This window comes from Mycolicibacterium diernhoferi (assembly GCF_019456655.1).
In the GTDB taxonomy this organism is placed as follows: Bacteria; Actinomycetota; Actinomycetes; order Mycobacteriales; family Mycobacteriaceae; genus Mycobacterium; species Mycobacterium diernhoferi.
Map to the genome: position 1 here is coordinate 1,381,547 of NZ_CP080332.1, position 16,960 is coordinate 1,398,506.

13 protein-coding genes are annotated in these 16,960 nt (G+C 69.3%); 12 read left to right on the top strand and 1 reads right to left on the bottom strand.

Annotated features, from left to right (window positions below; all coding sequences use genetic code 11):
- The first annotated feature begins 40 nt into the window (after window positions 1-40).
- From eccCa to K0O62_RS06640, 6 genes are all read left to right on the top strand, one after another.
- Entirely contained in the window at window positions 41-3,637 is a 3,597-nt protein-coding gene (eccCa, locus tag K0O62_RS06615) for a type VII secretion protein EccCa (RefSeq protein WP_073856551.1), read from the top strand.
- Window positions 3,634-4,740, top strand: coding sequence for a type VII secretion-associated protein (locus tag K0O62_RS06620; protein ID WP_073856552.1), 1,107 nt, complete (start codon window positions 3,634-3,636; stop codon window positions 4,738-4,740). The genes eccCa and K0O62_RS06620 overlap by 4 nt, the downstream gene beginning before the upstream one ends.
- An 87-nt stretch (window positions 4,741-4,827) precedes the next feature.
- Entirely contained in the window at window positions 4,828-5,136 is a 309-nt protein-coding gene (locus K0O62_RS06625) for a WXG100 family type VII secretion target (RefSeq protein ID WP_097933713.1), read from the top strand.
- 13 nt (window positions 5,137-5,149) lie between these two features.
- Entirely contained in the window at window positions 5,150-5,446 is a 297-nt protein-coding gene (locus tag K0O62_RS06630; RefSeq protein WP_073856398.1) for a WXG100 family type VII secretion target, read from the top strand.
- Window positions 5,447-5,647: 201 nt separating this feature from the next.
- The gene (locus tag K0O62_RS06635) at window positions 5,648-6,934 is read left to right on the top strand and encodes a helix-turn-helix domain-containing protein (RefSeq protein WP_073856399.1); all 1,287 of its coding nucleotides are present in this window, start codon (window positions 5,648-5,650) and stop codon (window positions 6,932-6,934) included.
- A gap of 97 nt (window positions 6,935-7,031) precedes the next feature.
- Window positions 7,032-7,967, top strand: a complete 936-nt coding sequence (locus K0O62_RS06640; protein WP_073856400.1) for an alpha/beta hydrolase — start codon at window positions 7,032-7,034, stop codon at window positions 7,965-7,967.
- On the opposite strand, the gene K0O62_RS06645 is transcribed toward K0O62_RS06640, so the two are convergent.
- Complete coding sequence (locus K0O62_RS06645; protein ID WP_073856401.1) at window positions 7,900-8,475, bottom strand: TetR/AcrR family transcriptional regulator; 576 nt, start codon at window positions 8,473-8,475, stop codon at window positions 7,900-7,902. The two genes, K0O62_RS06640 and K0O62_RS06645, sit on opposite strands and share 68 nt — an antisense overlap.
- Before the next feature lie 158 nt (window positions 8,476-8,633).
- Between K0O62_RS06645 and adh the strand changes: the two genes are divergently transcribed.
- From adh to eutC, 6 genes are all read left to right on the top strand, one after another.
- Window positions 8,634-10,157: an aldehyde dehydrogenase gene (gene adh, locus K0O62_RS06650; RefSeq protein WP_073856402.1), complete on the top strand. Its 1,524-nt coding sequence runs from the start codon at window positions 8,634-8,636 to the stop codon at window positions 10,155-10,157.
- 169 nt (window positions 10,158-10,326) lie between these two features.
- Complete coding sequence (adhP, locus tag K0O62_RS06655) at window positions 10,327-11,385, top strand: alcohol dehydrogenase AdhP (RefSeq protein WP_073856403.1); 1,059 nt, start codon at window positions 10,327-10,329, stop codon at window positions 11,383-11,385.
- Window positions 11,386-11,465: 80 nt separating this feature from the next.
- The gene (gene glpK, locus K0O62_RS06660; RefSeq protein WP_220045495.1) at window positions 11,466-12,983 is read left to right on the top strand and encodes a glycerol kinase GlpK; all 1,518 of its coding nucleotides are present in this window, start codon (window positions 11,466-11,468) and stop codon (window positions 12,981-12,983) included.
- A gap of 233 nt (window positions 12,984-13,216) precedes the next feature.
- Window positions 13,217-14,629, top strand: coding sequence for an ethanolamine permease (gene eat, locus K0O62_RS06665; RefSeq protein ID WP_073856405.1), 1,413 nt, complete (start codon window positions 13,217-13,219; stop codon window positions 14,627-14,629).
- A complete protein-coding gene (locus tag K0O62_RS06670; protein ID WP_073856406.1) occupies window positions 14,626-16,038 on the top strand; it encodes an ethanolamine ammonia-lyase subunit EutB in 1,413 nt (470 codons plus the stop codon). Before eat ends, K0O62_RS06670 begins: the two co-directional genes overlap by 4 nt.
- Window positions 16,035-16,811, top strand: a complete 777-nt coding sequence (eutC, locus tag K0O62_RS06675) for an ethanolamine ammonia-lyase subunit EutC (protein WP_073856407.1) — start codon at window positions 16,035-16,037, stop codon at window positions 16,809-16,811. Before K0O62_RS06670 ends, eutC begins: the two co-directional genes overlap by 4 nt.
- The last annotated feature ends 149 nt before the right edge of the window (window positions 16,812-16,960 follow it).

The following is a 16,960-nucleotide window of genomic DNA, read 5'->3' on the forward strand; positions in this document are numbered from 1 at the left end:
TCGGGTGGAACCGCAGCCCGCTCCGTCCCGTCTGAACAACATGGAGTTCCTGCGGGAGAGACGGTCGGCGGCCCCGCTCATGCCTGCCGGGGCGATACCGGTGCGGCAACCGCCGGAGGTGCCGGTCGCCGAACCGGCCGGCCCGGTGGCGCGCCTGCTGCCGGTCCTGATGCTCGTCGCCGTCGGCGGCATGGTCGTGCTGTACCTGAGCGCACCGGCCGGGGCCGGTTCCTCGACCACCCGTAACCCGATGTACCTGATCTTTCCGGTGATGATGGTGGTGTCGGTGCTGGGCACGCTGGCCCACACCGCGCGCGGACGCACCGCCGAGGTGGACGCCGGCCGCCGCAACTATCTGCGCTACCTCGACGAACTGGCCGATCAGAGCAGGGAAACCGCCGCGGCCCAACATCTTTGCCTGCACTGGCGACATCCGGACCCGACAGTGCTGTGGGCGGTGGCCGGTGGCGGCCGGATGTGGGAGCGCCGTCCCGGGGATCCGGACTTCGGTCAGGTCCGGATCGGCCTGGGTCCCGGGCAGCCGGCGACCCCACTGGTCGCCGCGCCGGCGGATCCCGTCGCCGAGAGTGACCCGGTCACCGCAGGGGCGCTGGAGGCCCTGATGATGGCCCGATCGACGGTGCCGGACCTGCCGGTCACTGTCGATCTGACCGGGCGCATCGGGTTGGCGGGCGGCCCATCTGCCGCCCGCGACCTGGTGCGCGCGATCATCTGCCAACTCGCGGTGTGGCATGCTCCCGCCGACTTCGGAATCACTGCGGTGGCGGGAGAGGTTGACCACCAATGGGACTGGTTGAAGTGGTTGCCCCACCACGTGCGGTGTGCCGGCGCCCCCGGGCCGGCGCGCACCGTGGTGGTCCGCGATGGTGACGGGCCCGTGCCGGCCGGCCCCGATGTCGTGGTGTTGGACCTCAGCGGGGACGGCGACACCGTCATCGACCCGGCGGAACTCGCCCGCCCGGATGGGCTGTCCGTCGCCCAGGCGACGATGTGCGCCCGTCGACTGGCCCGGTGGCGTGCGGGTGCTGCGGGCGTCGAGCGCCGGGGGTGGGCGGAGTTGATGGGGGTGGGCAGCACCGCCGAACTCGATCCGGCGGTGCTGTGGCGCCCGCGACCGGACCGTGACCGGTTGCGGGCCCTGATCGGCATCGGTGCGGGGCCCGAGGATGGGGGCGAACCGGTGTATCTGGACATCAAGGAGGCCGCCGAACAGGGCATGGGTCCGCATGGCCTGTGCGTCGGGGCGACCGGTTCCGGGAAATCCGAGTTCCTGCGTACCTTGATCCTGGGCCTGGTCGCCACACATTCACCCGACGATCTGAATCTCGCCCTGATCGACTTCAAGGGCGGCGCCACCTTCCTGGGCTTCGACCGGCTGTCCCACGTCTCGGCGGTGATCACCAACCTGGCCGAGGAGGCGTATCTGGTCAGCCGGATGCACGATGCGCTCTCCGGGGAGATCAACCGGCGGCAGCAGATTCTGCGCGCCGCGGGCAATCTCGGCAACATCGCCGATTACCGCCGTGCTCGCCGGGCCGGCGCCGAACTGCCCGCGCTGCCGGTGCTGTTCATCGTCATCGACGAGTTCTCCGAATTGTTGAGCAAGCATCCGGATTTCGCCGAGTTGTTCGTGGCGATCGGTCGGCTGGGCCGGTCGCTGGGCATGCATCTGCTGCTGGCCAGTCAACGCCTGGACGAGGGCAGGCTGCGCGGGCTGGAGACCCACCTGTCCTATCGGGTATGCCTGAAGACGTTCTCGGCCGCGGAATCCCGGGCGATTCTCGGCGTTCCCGACGCCTACGAACTGCCCGCCGCACCGGGTGCGGCCTACCTGAAGACCTCGGACGGGCGACTGGTCCGGCTGCGCACGGCCTTCGTCTCCGGTACGGAGACCGGGACCGACACGCCCCGTGATGTCCGGCCGCGGCTGTTCACCTGCACGTCCGGCCCGGCAGACGACCACCCGGCACCGGACCGCGGCGAGGACACCCCGACCGTCCTCGACGCCGCACTGGCCCGGTTGGTCGGCCACGGCGCCCCGGCACACCGGATGTGGCTGCCCGTGCCGGTTACCTCGCCCACCCTGGACGACCTGCTCGCCCAGCATGAGCAAACGCCGCTGAGTGCACCGATTGCCCTGGTGGACAACGCCTTCGCGCAGCGGCGTGATGTGCTCGCCGTCGATCTGACCGGCGCCGGCGGACACGCGGCGGTGGTGGGGGCGACGCGGTCGGGCAAGTCCACCGTGCTGTGCACGCTGCTGCTGGCGTTGGCCGCCGCGCATACCCCCGCCGAGGTGCAGTTCTACTGCCTGGACTTCGGCGGCGGAACACTTGCCGCCGTGGCGGACCTTCCGCACACCGGTGTGGTGGCCGGTCCCGGTGACGGCGAGCTGGCCGGTCGCACGGTCGCGCAGCTGCAGGCGCTCATCCGGCGCCGGGAGAGTGGTCGGGAACCGGTCGCCGACGGGTACGGCGAGGTGTTCCTGGTGGTGGACGGCTGGGGCGCACTGCGCGCCGTCGACGAGGAGGGCCGGCCGGGTATGGAGGACGCCATCACCGCGATGGCGATGCACGGGCTGGCCTACGGGGTACACGTGATCGTGGCCGCCTCGCGGTGGGCCGAGCTGCGGCCCGCGCTCAAGGACCAACTCGGCACCCGCATCGAGCTGCGCCTGGGCGAACCCGCCGAATCGGAGATGGACCGCACGGCGGCGCGTCACCTCGCCGACAGCCCGCCGGGCACCGGCATCACCCGCGACGGCCGGCTGTTCCGGGTGGCCCGGCCACAGCTGTACGGGATGGATGCCGCCGGCGCCGCGGACGACATGCGTGGCCGATCCGCCGGACGTGCCGCCGTCCCGGTCCGGTTGCTGCCGGCGTTGGTGCAACGCACCTCGGTTCCGGCGCCCGGGGCGAGCGCCACGCATGTGACCATCGGCATCGGTGAATCCGAACTGCGGCCACTGGCAATCGATTTCGCAGAATCCTCGCATCTGATCGTGCTGGGCGACACCTGCTGCGGCAAGACCGCGGCACTACGCACCCTGTGCGCCCAGCTGACCGCGACGTGCACGCCGCAGCAGGTCGAGCTGCACATCGTCGACGTGCGCCGGACCTTGCTCGGGGCGGTCGACACCGGGCACCTCGCGGGCTATCTGATGTCCGCCGGCATGCTGGGCGAGCACCTCTGCGGATTGGTCGAGCGGCTCCGCACCCGGTTGCCGGGCGCGGGGGTGACTCAGCAGCAGTTGCGTGACCGGTCCTGGTGGTCGGGACCGGAGATCTACCTCATCGTCGACGACTACGAGCTGATCACCGGGGCCGGGCACGACCCGTTGGCGGCACTGCTGGAGCTGCTGCCGCATGCCCGCGACATCGGCCTGCACCTGGTGCTCGCCCGGCGGGCCGGGGGCGCGGCCCGGTCGATGTTCACCGCGGTGCCGTCCACCCTGCGTGAACTCGGCAGCGCCGGCCTGCTGATGAGCGCGGGACCCGAGGAGGGCGCGCTGCTGGGTTCGGCTCGGCCCGCTCGGCTGCCTCCCGGGCGGGCGACCCTGGTCGTGCGGGGGCGCGCCGATGAACGGGTCCAGATCGGATGGTCGGCACCTCCGTGACAGTGCTGGTGATCGGCCCGGCAGCGGTATCGGGTGGCGAACCGGTACCGGATGAAATGGTCTGTGCGGCAATCGATGCGATCGATGACCGGCATGCGCTCGTCGAGGACCGGGTGGTGGATGTCGACGCGCTGTGGGCGTCGGTCATCGCTGCGGCCCTGCCCCACCCGGTGGCCCGGCTCACCCTGGTGTGCCCGGGCTGGTGGAGCGATGACCGGGTGACCCGCATCCGTCGGGCGGTCGGCCCGGACCCGGAGATCGTCATCCGGAGGCGGCACGAGGTCGACGGGACGGGCGGATGCCGGGTGGAGATCGCACGGGAGTTCGTGCTGTGCCGCATCGCCGGCCGGCCGGTCGCCGCGGTACCGAGATCGGCGCCGGCCACCGACGTCGCACGGGCGGTCGTGGCCGGCGTCGACGGCGGCGGCCCGGTACTGATCGATGTGCCCGCACGCGTGGCCGGTGCGACCGAGCTCGCCGCCATGATCGCCCGGGGTCTGCGCGAACACGGCCGGGAGGTCGGGATGACCGACGATGCGGCCCTGTGCGCGGCGGTGCCCGACGACGGTCCCCCCGGCGCCCCGGCGCGGCGGGGCGCCGGGGCCTGCGCACTGCTGACCTGCGGTGCGCTGCTCGCGGCCGGCTGGCTGGTGCCGCGCGCCGAGGAGGCTGGGGAACCGGTGGCGCTGATCACCGAAGGGCGGGTGACGGTCCGGCTCCCCGCCGGCTGGATGATCGACCGCGTCACCGGCAGCGCGGGTTCGCCACGCGTACAGGCGGATTCGCCGAGCGATCAACTCGCCGCGATACTTCTCACCCAGTCACCGGCCGGCCCCGACCCGGGCCGCAGCGCGGCCGTTCTCAAGGCGGCACTGGAGCGCCAGCCCGAGGGTGTCTTCACCGACTTCCGCACCGACGACCACCGCGGCGGCCGTGCCGTCAGCAGTTACACCGAGATCCGCGGCGATCGCGAAATCGCCTGGGCCGTCTTCATCGACGGCCCGGTGCGCATCGCCATCGGATGCCAGCAGCCCGCGGGCGGCGGCCAACCGATCCGTGAGCACTGTGACGAGGCGATCCGGTCGGCCCGCGGCACGCCGTGACATCAATTCCGGCACAGACGGAACCGAACCGGGCATCGCTGCGTCCTACTCATGACGGCACCACACCGAACACGGGGGAGAGCGATGATGTCCGCACTGAACACCGACCTGGAGCTCATGCATTCGGTCTCGGGTCAGATCGACGCCCGCAACGAGGAGGTCCGGGCCATGCTCGGCACCTTCATCGGGCGAATGTGCAGTGTCCCCGCATCGGTGTGGGGCGGTGCGGCGGCGGTGCGCTTCCGCGAGGTCGTGGACCGGTGGAACGCCGAATCGATGGCCCTGCACACCGCGCTGGGGCGCATCGCCGAGACCATCCGGCTCAACGAGCGGACCCTGCGCGAGGCCGGCGACGGCCACTCGCACCGGATCGGCGCCGTCAGCAGCGAGCTGTAGAGGAGCCGGACCGATGGACATGATGCTGACCTACAACTTCGACGAGATCGAGTACACGGTGCGCCAGGAGATCCACGCCACCTCGGCCCGGTTCAATGCGGCGCTGGAGGAACTGCGCGCCCAGATCGCCCCGCTGCAGCAGACCTGGACCGCCGAGGCCGCCGAGGCGTACCGCGCCGAGCAGGTGCGCTGGAACCAGTCGGCCGCGGCGCTCAACGACATCTTGTTCCGGTTGGGCAACGCGGTGCGCGAGGGGGCCGAGGACGTCTCGGCCACCGACCGCCGCGCGGCGAGCGCCTGGGGGCGGTGACTCGAGCGCCTGGGGGCGGTGACCCTGTGCGGTCCCGATTCGGGGGAGAGACCGGCGGGACCGCACAGTCACCGCTCACCCCGGGTCGGTGAACCCGGCGGGTCGTTGTCGGCCGTCAACTATCCTGGTCACATGCGCTGCTGCCGGTGATCGGCTCAGCGCCGGAACAGTGGGCGTCGGCTCAGTGCCGGGAGTGTGAGCATGGTGGCGATATCGGACACCGCCGGCGGCCCAGGGCCGTCGGCCAAAGTGCGTGCGCTCCATGAACTCTTCGTCGCAGGTCAGGTGGACGCCGCCTACCTCGATTCGGTGCCGTTGCGCCGGGTGGTGGCCGAGAGCTGGCAGCGCAGCCTGGCGACCGGAGTCGACCCGAACGGCGCCGGTCGGCACGCCGAGGCCCTCACCGCGCTGGAGGAGCTGCGCAGTTCCCATCCACTGGCACCGACGCTGCCGCTGATCCGCAGACTGCTCGTCGAGGATGCGGTGGACTCGGGCGGCGTCGTGGTCGCCATCACCGCCGCGGACGGCACCCTGCTCTGGGTCGAGGGGGACCGACAGGCCTGCCAGAAGGCCGAGGCGATGAACTTCGTTCCCGGCGCGAACTGGAGTGAGGACGTCGCGGGGACCAACGCCCCGGGCACCGCGCTCGCCCTGGGCCGCGAGGTGCAGATCCGCGGGTCCGAGCACTACGCGCGCATCGTGCACCCCTGGAACTGCACCGCTGTACCGGTCCACGATCCCGCCACCGGCGTGGTGCTGGGTGCCATCGACCTCACCGGCGGATCCCGCGTCGCCGCCCCGGAGACCCTGGCGTTGGTGCGGGCCACCGCCGTCGCGGTGGAAAACCAGCTCGCGCTGTTGCGGCTTACCCGCCCGGCCGTCGACACCGACACCGGGACCGCGAGACTGTCGGTCCTCGGCGCCGCCCGGCCCCGCTGGCAGGCCGGGGGTTCCACCCCGATCACCCTCACCGGTCGGCACGCCGACATCCTGGTGCTGCTGATCCGCCATCCGGAAGGCCTGAGCGCCGACCATCTGGCGATGCTGCTCGACGAGAAGGACCTCGACGTGGTGACCATCCGCGCCGAGATGTCGCGACTGCGCCGGGTGATCGGCAAGAATTTCATCGAGTCCCGGCCCTACCGGCTGCAGGAACCGGTGACCAGCGACCTCGGTGATGTGCTCGACGCGCTGCAGGCCGGCAACGTCAACGGCGCCCTCAACGCGTACACCGGAGCGCTGCTGCCGCAGTCGGTGTCCCCGGCCGTCGGGCGGCTGCGCAACGAACTGATAGCCAGCCTGCGTGGCGCCGTGCTCGCCGAATCCAAGGGCAGCAACGTCAGCCTGTTGCGGCGCTGGCTCCAGTTGCCGGAGGGGCGCGAGGACCGGACGGGATGGAAACTGCTGCACGATCACGCCGCCACCGATCCGGTCGCGCGGGCCAGGGCCCGCGCGCATCTGGCGGGCCTGGACGCCGAACTCGGCTGAAAAATCTGAGCAATCCGGGCGGCACCCTGCCTGAACTGGTGTTTTGCCGTCCAAAAGGCGAGTTGCCGAAACCGCCGTGACGCCGCAGCATCGAGGCGTGGACATCGAACGTTACGCAGCCTTCCTGCCGCCGCACCGTCGCGCGATGACGATGGCGGCACCCGAGTCGACCTGGATGGCCTGGCGTGGGCGGCGCATCCACATCGCGCGCGCCGGCGCCCCGGACGCCCCGGTGCGCGCAATCCTGGTGCACGGCGGTGGCGGGTACTCGGGTGCGCTGTGGCCGCTGGCCGGTCTGGTCGTCGGCGACCCCGAGATCGATGTCCAGGTGTTGGCACCGGACCTGCCGCTGTACGGCTACACCGAGGAACCCGCGCCCGGGACGGTGCGCTACCAGGACTGGATCGACCTGCTGTGCGACATCGTCACCGCCGAACGGGCCCGCGACGACCGGCCGATCATCCTGTTCGGCGCCAGCATGGGCGGCATGCTGGCCTACGAGGTGGCCCACCGGACCGGCCAGGTGGACGCGGTGCTGGCCACCTGCCTGCTGGACACCGCCGACCCCCTCGTGCGCCGCGCGGTGGCCCGGCACCCGGTGCTCGGTCGGATCAGTGCCGGCGCGTTGCGCGCGATCAGTCCGGTGCTCGGGTCGGTACGGCTGCCGATCCACTGGCTGTCGGACATGTCGGCGATGAGCAACGACCCGGGACTGTCGCGGCTGTGCGCGGCCGACCCGCGTGGCGGCGGGGCGCGGGTGCCGCTGGGCTTCCTGTCGAGCTGGCTCAACTACCGGCACACCGCGCCGGAACACTACCGCGGCGCACCGGTCACCCTGGTCGCCCCGGCTGCGGACACCTGGACGCCGCCGGAGCTGAGTCTGCGCTTCCTGCACCGTATTTCAGGGAAGACAACGGCGGTGTTGCTGGAGGGCTGCGGGCATTACCCGATCGAGGAGCCCGGTCTCACCCAGCTGGAGGAGGCGGGTCTGCAGGTGCTGCGGGACGTGCTGGAGCAAGATGCGCGACGGTGAGCCGTAACTGCTCGATGTCGTAACCGTGGTCCGGCATCACCCGGTGCAGCTGCGCGTCGACCAGCGCCACGATGCTGCGCGCGGTCAGCTCCGGGTCTTCCTCGGTGCCCCGGTCGCAGCGTTTGAGGTGGTAGGCCACCTCGGCGCAGATCCGGTCCTCGAATATCCGCATCTCCTCAAGATCCGCGGCCGTCATCGCGACCCGGTGCAGCAGCGCGTGCAACCTCGGGTGATCGGCGTGCAGGTCCACCAACTCGCGCAGCACCTGATCCATGGTGTCCTCGAACGGCGGGGCGGTGGCGCGGAGGCGCTCGAACAGCGCGGTCAGCCGGGCGTCGCTGTGCAGAACATGCCGGGCGGCCACCGCGTGCAGCAGCGCACCCTTGTCCGGGAAGTACTGGTAGAGGGTGCCGATCGAGAGCCCCGCCCGCTCGGCGATGCGATTGGTGGTGGCGGCCATCCCCTCCCGGGAGAACACCTGCGCAGCGGCCTCCACCAGGGTGGCCATCGTCTCTTTGGACCGGGCCTGGAGTGGACGTCTGCGTGCGGTGCCGATACTGGCGATGTTCTCCGAACTTGTTGTCCGTTGCAACCGTGATGCAACTGTGCAACCCCTAGGTTGGGTGATGAGCGACACACTGGAGTGTCCCGACCCAGGAGAAGGCCATGACTGTTTATGCACGTCCGGGCGCCGACGGCGCCCTGATGTCGTTCGATGCCCGCTACGACAACTTCATCGGCGGTCAGTGGGTCGCCCCCACTGCCGGCCGCTACTTCGAGAACCCCACCCCGATCACCGGCCAGGTGTTCTGTGAGATCGCCCGGTCCGACGAATCCGATATCGAGAAGGCGTTGGACGCCGCGCATGCCGCCGCGCCGGCCTGGGGCAAGACCTCGGCCGCCGAGCGTTCGGTGATCCTCAATAAGATCGCCGACCGCATCGAGGAGAACCTGGAATCCATCGCGCTGGCCGAGTCCTGGGACAACGGCAAGCCGATCCGCGAGACCCTGAACGCCGACATCCCGCTCGCCGTCGACCACTTCCGGTACTTCGCGGGGTGCATCCGCGCCCAGGAGGGCTCGCTGTCCGAGATCGACGAGGACACTGTCGCCTACCACTTCCACGAGCCGCTCGGCGTGGTCGGCCAGATCATCCCGTGGAACTTCCCGATCCTGATGGCGGTGTGGAAGCTGGCCCCGGCGCTGGCCGCCGGCAATGCGGTGGTGCTCAAGCCGGCCGAGCAGACCCCGGCCTCGATCCTGTACCTGGTGTCCCTGATCGGCGACCTGCTGCCTGCCGGCGTGCTCAACGTCGTCAACGGATTCGGTGTCGAGGCGGGCAAGCCGCTGGCGTCGAGCAACCGGATCGCCAAGATCGCCTTCACCGGTGAGACCACCACCGGCCGGCTGATCATGCAGTACGCCTCGCAGAACCTGATCCCGGTCACCCTCGAATTGGGTGGTAAGAGCCCGAACATCTTCTTCAGCGATGTGCTTGCCGCCGACGACGCCTACCAGGACAAGGCGCTCGAAGGTTTCACCATGTTCGCGCTCAACCAGGGCGAGGTGTGCACCTGCCCGTCGCGCAGCCTGGTGCAGGCCGACATCTACGATGAGTTCCTCGCGATGGCGGCGATCCGCACCAAGGCGGTCCGTCAGGGCGATCCGCTGGACACCGAGACGATGATCGGCGCGCAGGCCTCCAACGATCAGCTGGAGAAGATCCTGTCCTACATCGAGATCGGCAAGAACGAGGGTGCGCAGGTGATCACCGGTGGTGAGCGTGCCCAGCTCGGTGGCGATCTGAACGGCGGATACTACGTCGCGCCAACGATTTTCGCCGGCCACAACAAGATGCGGGTGTTCCAGGAGGAGATCTTCGGCCCGGTGGTCGCGGTGACGTCGTTCACCGACTACGACAACGCCATCGAGATCGCCAACGACACCCTCTACGGCCTGGGCGCCGGGGTGTGGTCGCGCAACGGCAACACCGCCTACCGCGCAGGCCGCGACATCAAGGCCGGCCGGGTGTGGACGAACTGCTACCACCAGTACCCCGCGCACGCCGCGTTCGGTGGGTATAAGCAGTCCGGCATCGGCCGGGAGAACCACAAGATGATGCTCGATCACTACCAGCAGACCAAGAACCTGCTGGTGAGCTACAGCACCAACGCGCAGGGATTCTTCTGATCTGAGCGCTCCGCCGAACGTGGGCTCGGGTGCGATAGCCCCTCAAGGTCTCGCACCCAGGCTCACGTTCGCGGTCCCATGCCGATCGGCGTACCGCCGAAAACTGAGTAACAACTGGAGAAAAACAGAAGACAGCCATCGACCTATCACGATTCGCAGGAGCAGGACCATGACCCAGACCTTCAATCCCCAGACCGATGTGGGCGCCAACGCCATGCGCGCCGCCGTGGTCACCGAATTCGGTGCACCGTTGCAGATCTCCGAACTCACCCTTCCCGAGCCCGGCCCGGGCGAGGCTTTGGTGAAGCTGGAGACCTCAGGGGTCTGTCACACCGATCTGCATGCCGCACATGGAGATTGGCCGGTCAAACCCACCCCGCCGTTCGTGCCCGGTCACGAGGGGTGCGGCACGGTGGTCGCGCTCGGGCCGGGGGTCGAGGACCTCGCGATCGGTGACAAGGTCGGCAACGCCTGGCTGTGGTCCGCGTGCGGCATCTGCGAGTACTGCCGCACCGGCTGGGAGACGTTGTGCGAGAAGCAGCAGAACGGCGGTTACTCGGTCAACGGCAGCTTCGGCACCTACATGGTGGTCAATGCCGCGTATGCGGCGCGAATCCCCGATGGCAGCGACCCGGTCGAGGTCGCGCCGATCCTGTGTGCCGGGGTGACGGTCTACAAGGGGCTCAAGGTCACCGACACTCGTCCGGGGCAATGGGTGGCGATCTCCGGGGTCGGTGGGCTGGGCCACGTCGCTGTGCAGTACGCGCGGGCGATGGGCCTGCGGGTGGTCGCCATCGACATCGACGATGCGAAACTGGCGCTGGCGACGCGACTGGGCGCGGAGATCACCGTCAACGCAAAGACCTCCGACGTGGTGGCCGAGGTGCAGAAGGCCACCGGCGGGGTACACGGTGTGCTGGTCACCGCGGTGCACCCGCAGGCGTTCGGCCAGGCGATCGGTCTGGCCCGCCGCGGCGGCACCATCGTGTTCAACGGTCTTCCTCCGGGGGACTTCCCGGCGCCGATCTTCGACATCGTGCTCAAGGGTCTGACCATCCGCGGTTCGATCGTCGGCACCCGTCAGGACATGGTCGAGGCACTGGACTTCTATGCCCGCGGCCTGATCCACCCGACAGTCGAGACCGCGTCACTGGACGACATCAACGACGTGTTCGGGCGGATGCAGCGTGGGGAGATCGACGGCCGGGTGGTCATCGACTACCGATAGCCGCGTCTCTCCGCGCGTCATACCGACATGGGGCATGCTGATCCTGCTCGGATACAACCGTTTCGACAGTAGGAGCAGCATTGCCCGATTTCGTCGCGGCCATCGATCGGGGGACCACCAGCACGCGCGCCATGATCTTCGATCACGCCGGTGCCGAGGTCGGCCGCCACCAGTTGGAGCACGAGCAGATCATGCCGCGGGCCGGCTGGGTGGAGCACAACCCGGTGGAGATCTGGGAGCGCACCGTGTCGGTGTTGCTCTCGGCGCTCAACAACACCGACCTGCAGCCCGAAGATCTTGCCGCACTCGGGATCACCAATCAGCGTGAGACGACGCTGGTGTGGAACAGGCACACCGGCCGGCCGTACTACAACGCCATCGTCTGGCAGGACACCCGCACCGACCGGATCGCCACGGCACTGGACCGCGACGGCCGCGGTGACGTCATCCGCCGCAAGGCCGGCCTACCGCCGGCCACCTACTTCTCCGGCGGCAAGATCCAGTGGATCCTGGAGAACGTCGACGGGGTGGCCGAGGCCGCCGAAAAGGGTGACGCGTTGTTCGGCACCAGCGACTCCTGGGTGCTGTGGAATCTGACCGGCGGTACCCGCGGCGGGGTGCACGTCACCGATGTGACCAACGCCAGCCGGACCATGCTGATGAACCTGGAGACCCTGGATTGGGACGATGAGTTGTTGTCCTTCTTCAAGATTCCCCGGCAGATGCTGCCGCAGATCCGGCCGTCCTCCTCGCCGGAGCCCTACGGTGTGACGCTGGGCGCCGGACCGCTGGGCGGCGAGGTGCCGGTGACCGGCATCCTCGGTGACCAGCAGGCCGCGATGGTCGGGCAGGTGTGTCTGAAGGCCGGCGAGGCCAAGAACACCTACGGCACGGGAAACTTCCTGCTGCTGAACACCGGTGAGAAGATCGTCCGCTCGGAGAACGGCCTGCTGACCACGGTGTGTTACCAGTTCGGGGACGCCAAACCGGTGTACGCCCTTGAAGGTTCCATCGCCGTCACCGGTTCGGCGGTGCAGTGGTTGCGTGATCAGCTGGGCATCATCAGTGGCGCGGCGCAGAGCGAGTCGCTGGCCCGGCAGGTCGAGGACAACGGCGGGGTGTACTTCGTCCCGGCGTTCTCCGGGTTGTTCGCCCCGTACTGGCGCTCCGATGCCCGGGGCGCCATCGTCGGGCTGTCCCGGTTCAACACCAACGCCCACGTGGCGCGCGCGACGCTGGAGGCCATCTGCTACCAGAGTCGGGACGTGGTGGACGCCATGGAAGCCGATTCCGGTGTGCACCTTGAGGTTCTGAAGGTCGACGGCGGCATCACGGCCAACTCGCTGTGCATGCAGATCCAGGCCGATGTGTTGGGCGTCGACGTCGTCAAACCCGTGGTCGCCGAAACCACGGCGCTGGGTGCGGCGTATGCCGCGGGGCTGGCGGTGGGATTCTGGGACGGCCCAGATGACTTGCGGGCCAACTGGCAAGAGGGGAGGCGCTGGAGTTCGGCGTGGTCGGAGCAGCAGCGAAACGATGGTTACGCGGGGTGGCAGAAGGCCGTCCGGCGCACCCTGGATTGGGTCGACGTGTCCTGATGCCGGCCGCGGTCGTGTCGGGGTGGACACGGGGGCGCCGACAGACGATACTGCTGATCAAAGGTTGGGTATCAGACCTTTAGGCTGCCTCAGTGGCGAGCAGTCGAACGCTGAAAGTCCGCTTTCCCGGTCAGCCCGGTGGCTGGCAGTAACCAGGCGCCACCCGGCGCAGCGCGAGAGCCAACAACCCCACACAACCAAGCTGTATTGCTCCCCGAACGAAGGAGTTCGAAGTGGCCGGTGTCGAAGAACACCTCGAGAGTGCGGACTATCTGCAGAAACGCCAACTGAAGTCCGGCAGCGCGGGCTGGTTGCTGCTGGCCGGCCTCGGCGTCAGCTACGTCATCTCCGGTGACTACTCCGGCTGGAACTTCGGGCTGGAGCAGGGCGGCTTCGGCGGCCTGGCCATCGCCGCGGTCATCATCGCCGGCATGTACCTGGCCCTGGTGCTGGGTATGGCCGAGTTGTCCTCGGCGCTGCCCGCCGCCGGTGGGGGATACACCTTCGCCCGGCGCGCGTTGGGGCCGTGGGGCGGTTTCGCCACCGGCACAGCGATTCTGATCGAGTACGCGATCGCGCCCGCGGCCATCGCCACCTTCATCGGTGCCTACGTCGAATCCCTCGGGCTGTTCGGTATCACCAGCGGCTGGTGGATCTACCTGGCCGCGTACGCGTTGTTCATCGGTATCCACCTGGCCGGTGTCGGTGAGGCTCTCAAGGTGATGTTCGTGATCACCGCCATCGCCCTGGTCGGCCTGCTGGTCTTCGCGATCGCCGCGATCGGGCATTTCGACATCGCCAACCTGACCGACATGGCCGTCGACGACACCGCCGCCGGCGCCTCGTCCTGGCTGCCGCACGGCTATATCGGCATCTGGGCGGCGATCCCGTTCGCCATCTGGTTCTTCCTCGCCATCGAAGGGGTGCCGCTGGCCGCCGAGGAGACCGCCAACCCCGAACGCAACGTCCCGCGCGGCATCATCGCCGGCATGGGCGTCCTGCTGGTCACCTGTGTCACCGTGCTGTTCCTGACCACCGGAGCCGGTGGCGCAGAAGCGATGTCGACCTCAGGCAACCCGCTGGTGGAGGCGCTCGGTGACGGCACCGCCGCGAAGGTGGTCAACTACATCGGGCTGGCCGGTCTGATCGCGAGCTTCTTCTCGATCATCTACGCCTACTCGCGGCAGCTGTTCGCGCTGTCGCGCGCCGGCTACCTGCCGAGGGCGCTGTCGGTGACCAACAAGCGCAAGGCGCCCACCCTGGCGCTGATCATCCCCGGCATCATCGGCTTCGTGCTGTCGCTGACCGGCCAGGGCGACCTGCTGCTGAACATGGCCGTGTTCGGCGCGGCGCTGAGCTACGTGCTGATGATGGTCAGCCACATCGTGCTGCGGGTACGCGAACCCGATATGCCGCGGCCCTACCGGACCCCCGGCGGCGCGGTGACCACCGGTTTCGCACTGGTCATCGCGGTGCTCGCGGTCATCGCGACCTTCCTGGTCAACCCGGTCGCGGCCGGCTGGTGCCTGGCCGTGTTCGCCGCGTTCATGCTGTATTTCGCGGTCTACAGCCGGCACAAGTTGGTGGCCAACTCTCCCGATGAGGAGTTCGCCATGCTCGCGAGTGCGGAGAGTGAACTGAAGTGATCTACCGGCAGCAGATCTCGGGCGTGAACTACGCCTTCGACGGACTCGTGGAGGTGCTGGCCAAGGCCACACCGCTGCGCTCGGGCGACCAGCTCGCCGGGTGCGCGGCAGAGCACGACGCCGAACGGGCGGCCGCCGCCTGGGTGCTCGCAGATCTGCCGCTGCAGACCTTCCTCAACGAGGACATCGTCGCGTACGAGACCGACGAGGTCACCCGGCTGATCATGGACACCCATGACCGCCAAGCCTTTTCGGCCATCTCGGCGCTGACCGTCGGCGGCCTGCGGGACTGGCTGCTGGAAACCTCCTCGCACGACGACAGTGCCGCCCGGATCGCGGCCATCGCCGGAGGGCTCACCCCCGAGATGGTGGCCGCGGTCAGCAAGATCATGCGCAACCAGGACCTCATCGCGGTCGCGGCCGCCGCCGAGGTCACCGCCGCGTTCCGCACCACCATCGGGCTGCCGGGCACCCTGGCGACCCGGCTGCAGCCCAACCATCCCACCGACGATCCCCGCGGCATCGCCGCCGCGGTGCTCGACGGGCTGCTGCTGGGGTGCGGGGACGCGGTGATCGGCATCAACCCGGCCACCGACTCCCCGCACGCCACCTCGGATCTGCTGCATCTGCTCGACTCCATCCGGACCCGCTACGACATCCCGGTGCAGTCCTGCGTGCTGTCGCACATCACCACCACCATCGGCCTGATCGAGGAGGGGGCACCGGTCGACCTGGTGTTCCAATCCATCGCCGGCACCGAGGGCGCCAACTCCGCGTTCGGCGTGAACATCGCGCTGCTGCGTGAAGGACGGGATGCCGCAACGGCTCTCGGTCGCGGCACCGTCGGCGACAACGTGATGTACCTGGAGACCGGGCAGGGGTCCGCCCTGAGTTCGGGGACGCACCTGGGCGTCGGCGGCAAGCCGGTCGATCAGCAGACCCTGGAGACCAGGGCCTATGCGGTGGCCCGGGACCTGAACCCGCTACTGGTCAACACCGTCGTCGGTTTCATCGGCCCGGAGTACCTCTACGACGGGAAGCAGATCATCCGGGCCGGGCTGGAGGACCACTTCTGCGGCAAGCTGCTCGGGCTGCCGATGGGTGTGGACGTCTGCTACACCAACCACGCCGAAGCCGACCAGAACGATATGGACACCCTGCTGACGCTGTTGGCCGCGGCCCGCGCGGCGTTCGTCATCACGGTGCCCGGCGCCGACGATGTGATGCTCGGCTACCAGAGCCTGTCCTTCCACGATGTGCTCACCACCCGGCGGACCCTGGGGCTGCGGCCCGCCCCGGAGTTCGAAGCCTGGATGCAACGGGTCGGCATGGTCGACGACGCCGGGCGGCTGACCCCCTTCGATCTGACGCACTCACCGCTGCGCGCGCTCACCCAGGCGCCGGCATGACCGCGCAGGATCCCGCGGTCCGGGAGTTCTGGGACGACCTGCGCAAAACCACCCAGGCCCGGATCGGCTTGGGCCGGGCCGGAACGGCGCTGCCCACCCGCGAGGTCCTGGAACTGGCGGCCGCGCACGCCGCGGCCCGCGACGCCGTGCACATCCCGCTGGATGTGCAGGAGATCTGCGGAGCTGTTCGTTCGGTCGGGATCGGCGAACCGGTGGCCGTGACCAGCCGCGCCACCTCCCGCGACGAATACCTGCGCCGCCCCGACCTGGGCCGGGTGCCGGCCGAGGACATGGAGGTGCCGCACAGCCCGGCCGATATCGGCTTCGTGCTGGCCGACGGGCTGTCGCCGACGGCGCTGAGCCATCACGGCGCCGCGCTGCTGGGCGCGTTGGTCGAGCAGCTTCGCGACCGGTACACCCTGGCGCCCCCGGTCATCGCCACCCAGGCCCGCGTCGCATTGGGCGATCACATCGCCGCCCGGCAGGGGGTGCGCACCGTGGCGGTGATCATCGGGGAACGCCCCGGTCTGAGCGTCGCCGACAGCCTCGGCATCTATCTCACGCACCTGCCCCGGCCGGGGTGCACCGACGCCGACCGCAACTGCATCTCCAACATCCATCCACCCGACGGGCTGGGCTACGCCGAGGCGGCCCGGGTGGCGGCCGGGCTGGTCGGTGGGGCGGTGGCACTCGGCCGCTCGGGCGTCGGCCTCAAGGACACCTCGCGCCTGGAACTGGGCGCCCAACCTACGGTGGACGGGGAAATCGCCTGAGGGTGCGGGTTTCCGGTATCACCGCGGCCGCCGGACGCGTTTTGACCTGGGCGGATAACGACCGGTAAGCTGCTCGGTTGGCGTGAGCTGCCCTTCGCCGGGCGCACGGGTCCCGGGTCAACGTCGGTCGCCGGAATCCTGAATCGCGT

Bases quoted from the DNA above. Each gene is read 5' to 3' on its own strand.
- eutC (WP_073856407.1), top strand. From the start codon at position 16,035: ATGACCGCGCAGGATCCCGCGGTCCGGGAGTTCTGGGACGACCTGCGC.
- adh (WP_073856402.1), top strand. From the start codon at position 8,634: ATGACTGTTTATGCACGTCCGGGCGCCGACGGCGCCCTGATGTCGTTC.
- K0O62_RS06635 (WP_073856399.1), top strand. From the start codon at position 5,648: ATGGTGGCGATATCGGACACCGCCGGCGGCCCAGGGCCGTCGGCCAAA.
- eccCa (WP_073856551.1), top strand. From the start codon at position 41: ATGGAGTTCCTGCGGGAGAGACGGTCGGCGGCCCCGCTCATGCCTGCC.
- adhP (WP_073856403.1), top strand. From the start codon at position 10,327: ATGACCCAGACCTTCAATCCCCAGACCGATGTGGGCGCCAACGCCATG.
- K0O62_RS06625 (WP_097933713.1), top strand. From the start codon at position 4,828: ATGTCCGCACTGAACACCGACCTGGAGCTCATGCATTCGGTCTCGGGT.
- K0O62_RS06630 (WP_073856398.1), top strand. From the start codon at position 5,150: ATGGACATGATGCTGACCTACAACTTCGACGAGATCGAGTACACGGTG.
- K0O62_RS06645 (WP_073856401.1), bottom strand. From the start codon at position 8,475: ATGGCCACCCTGGTGGAGGCCGCTGCGCAGGTGTTCTCCCGGGAGGGG.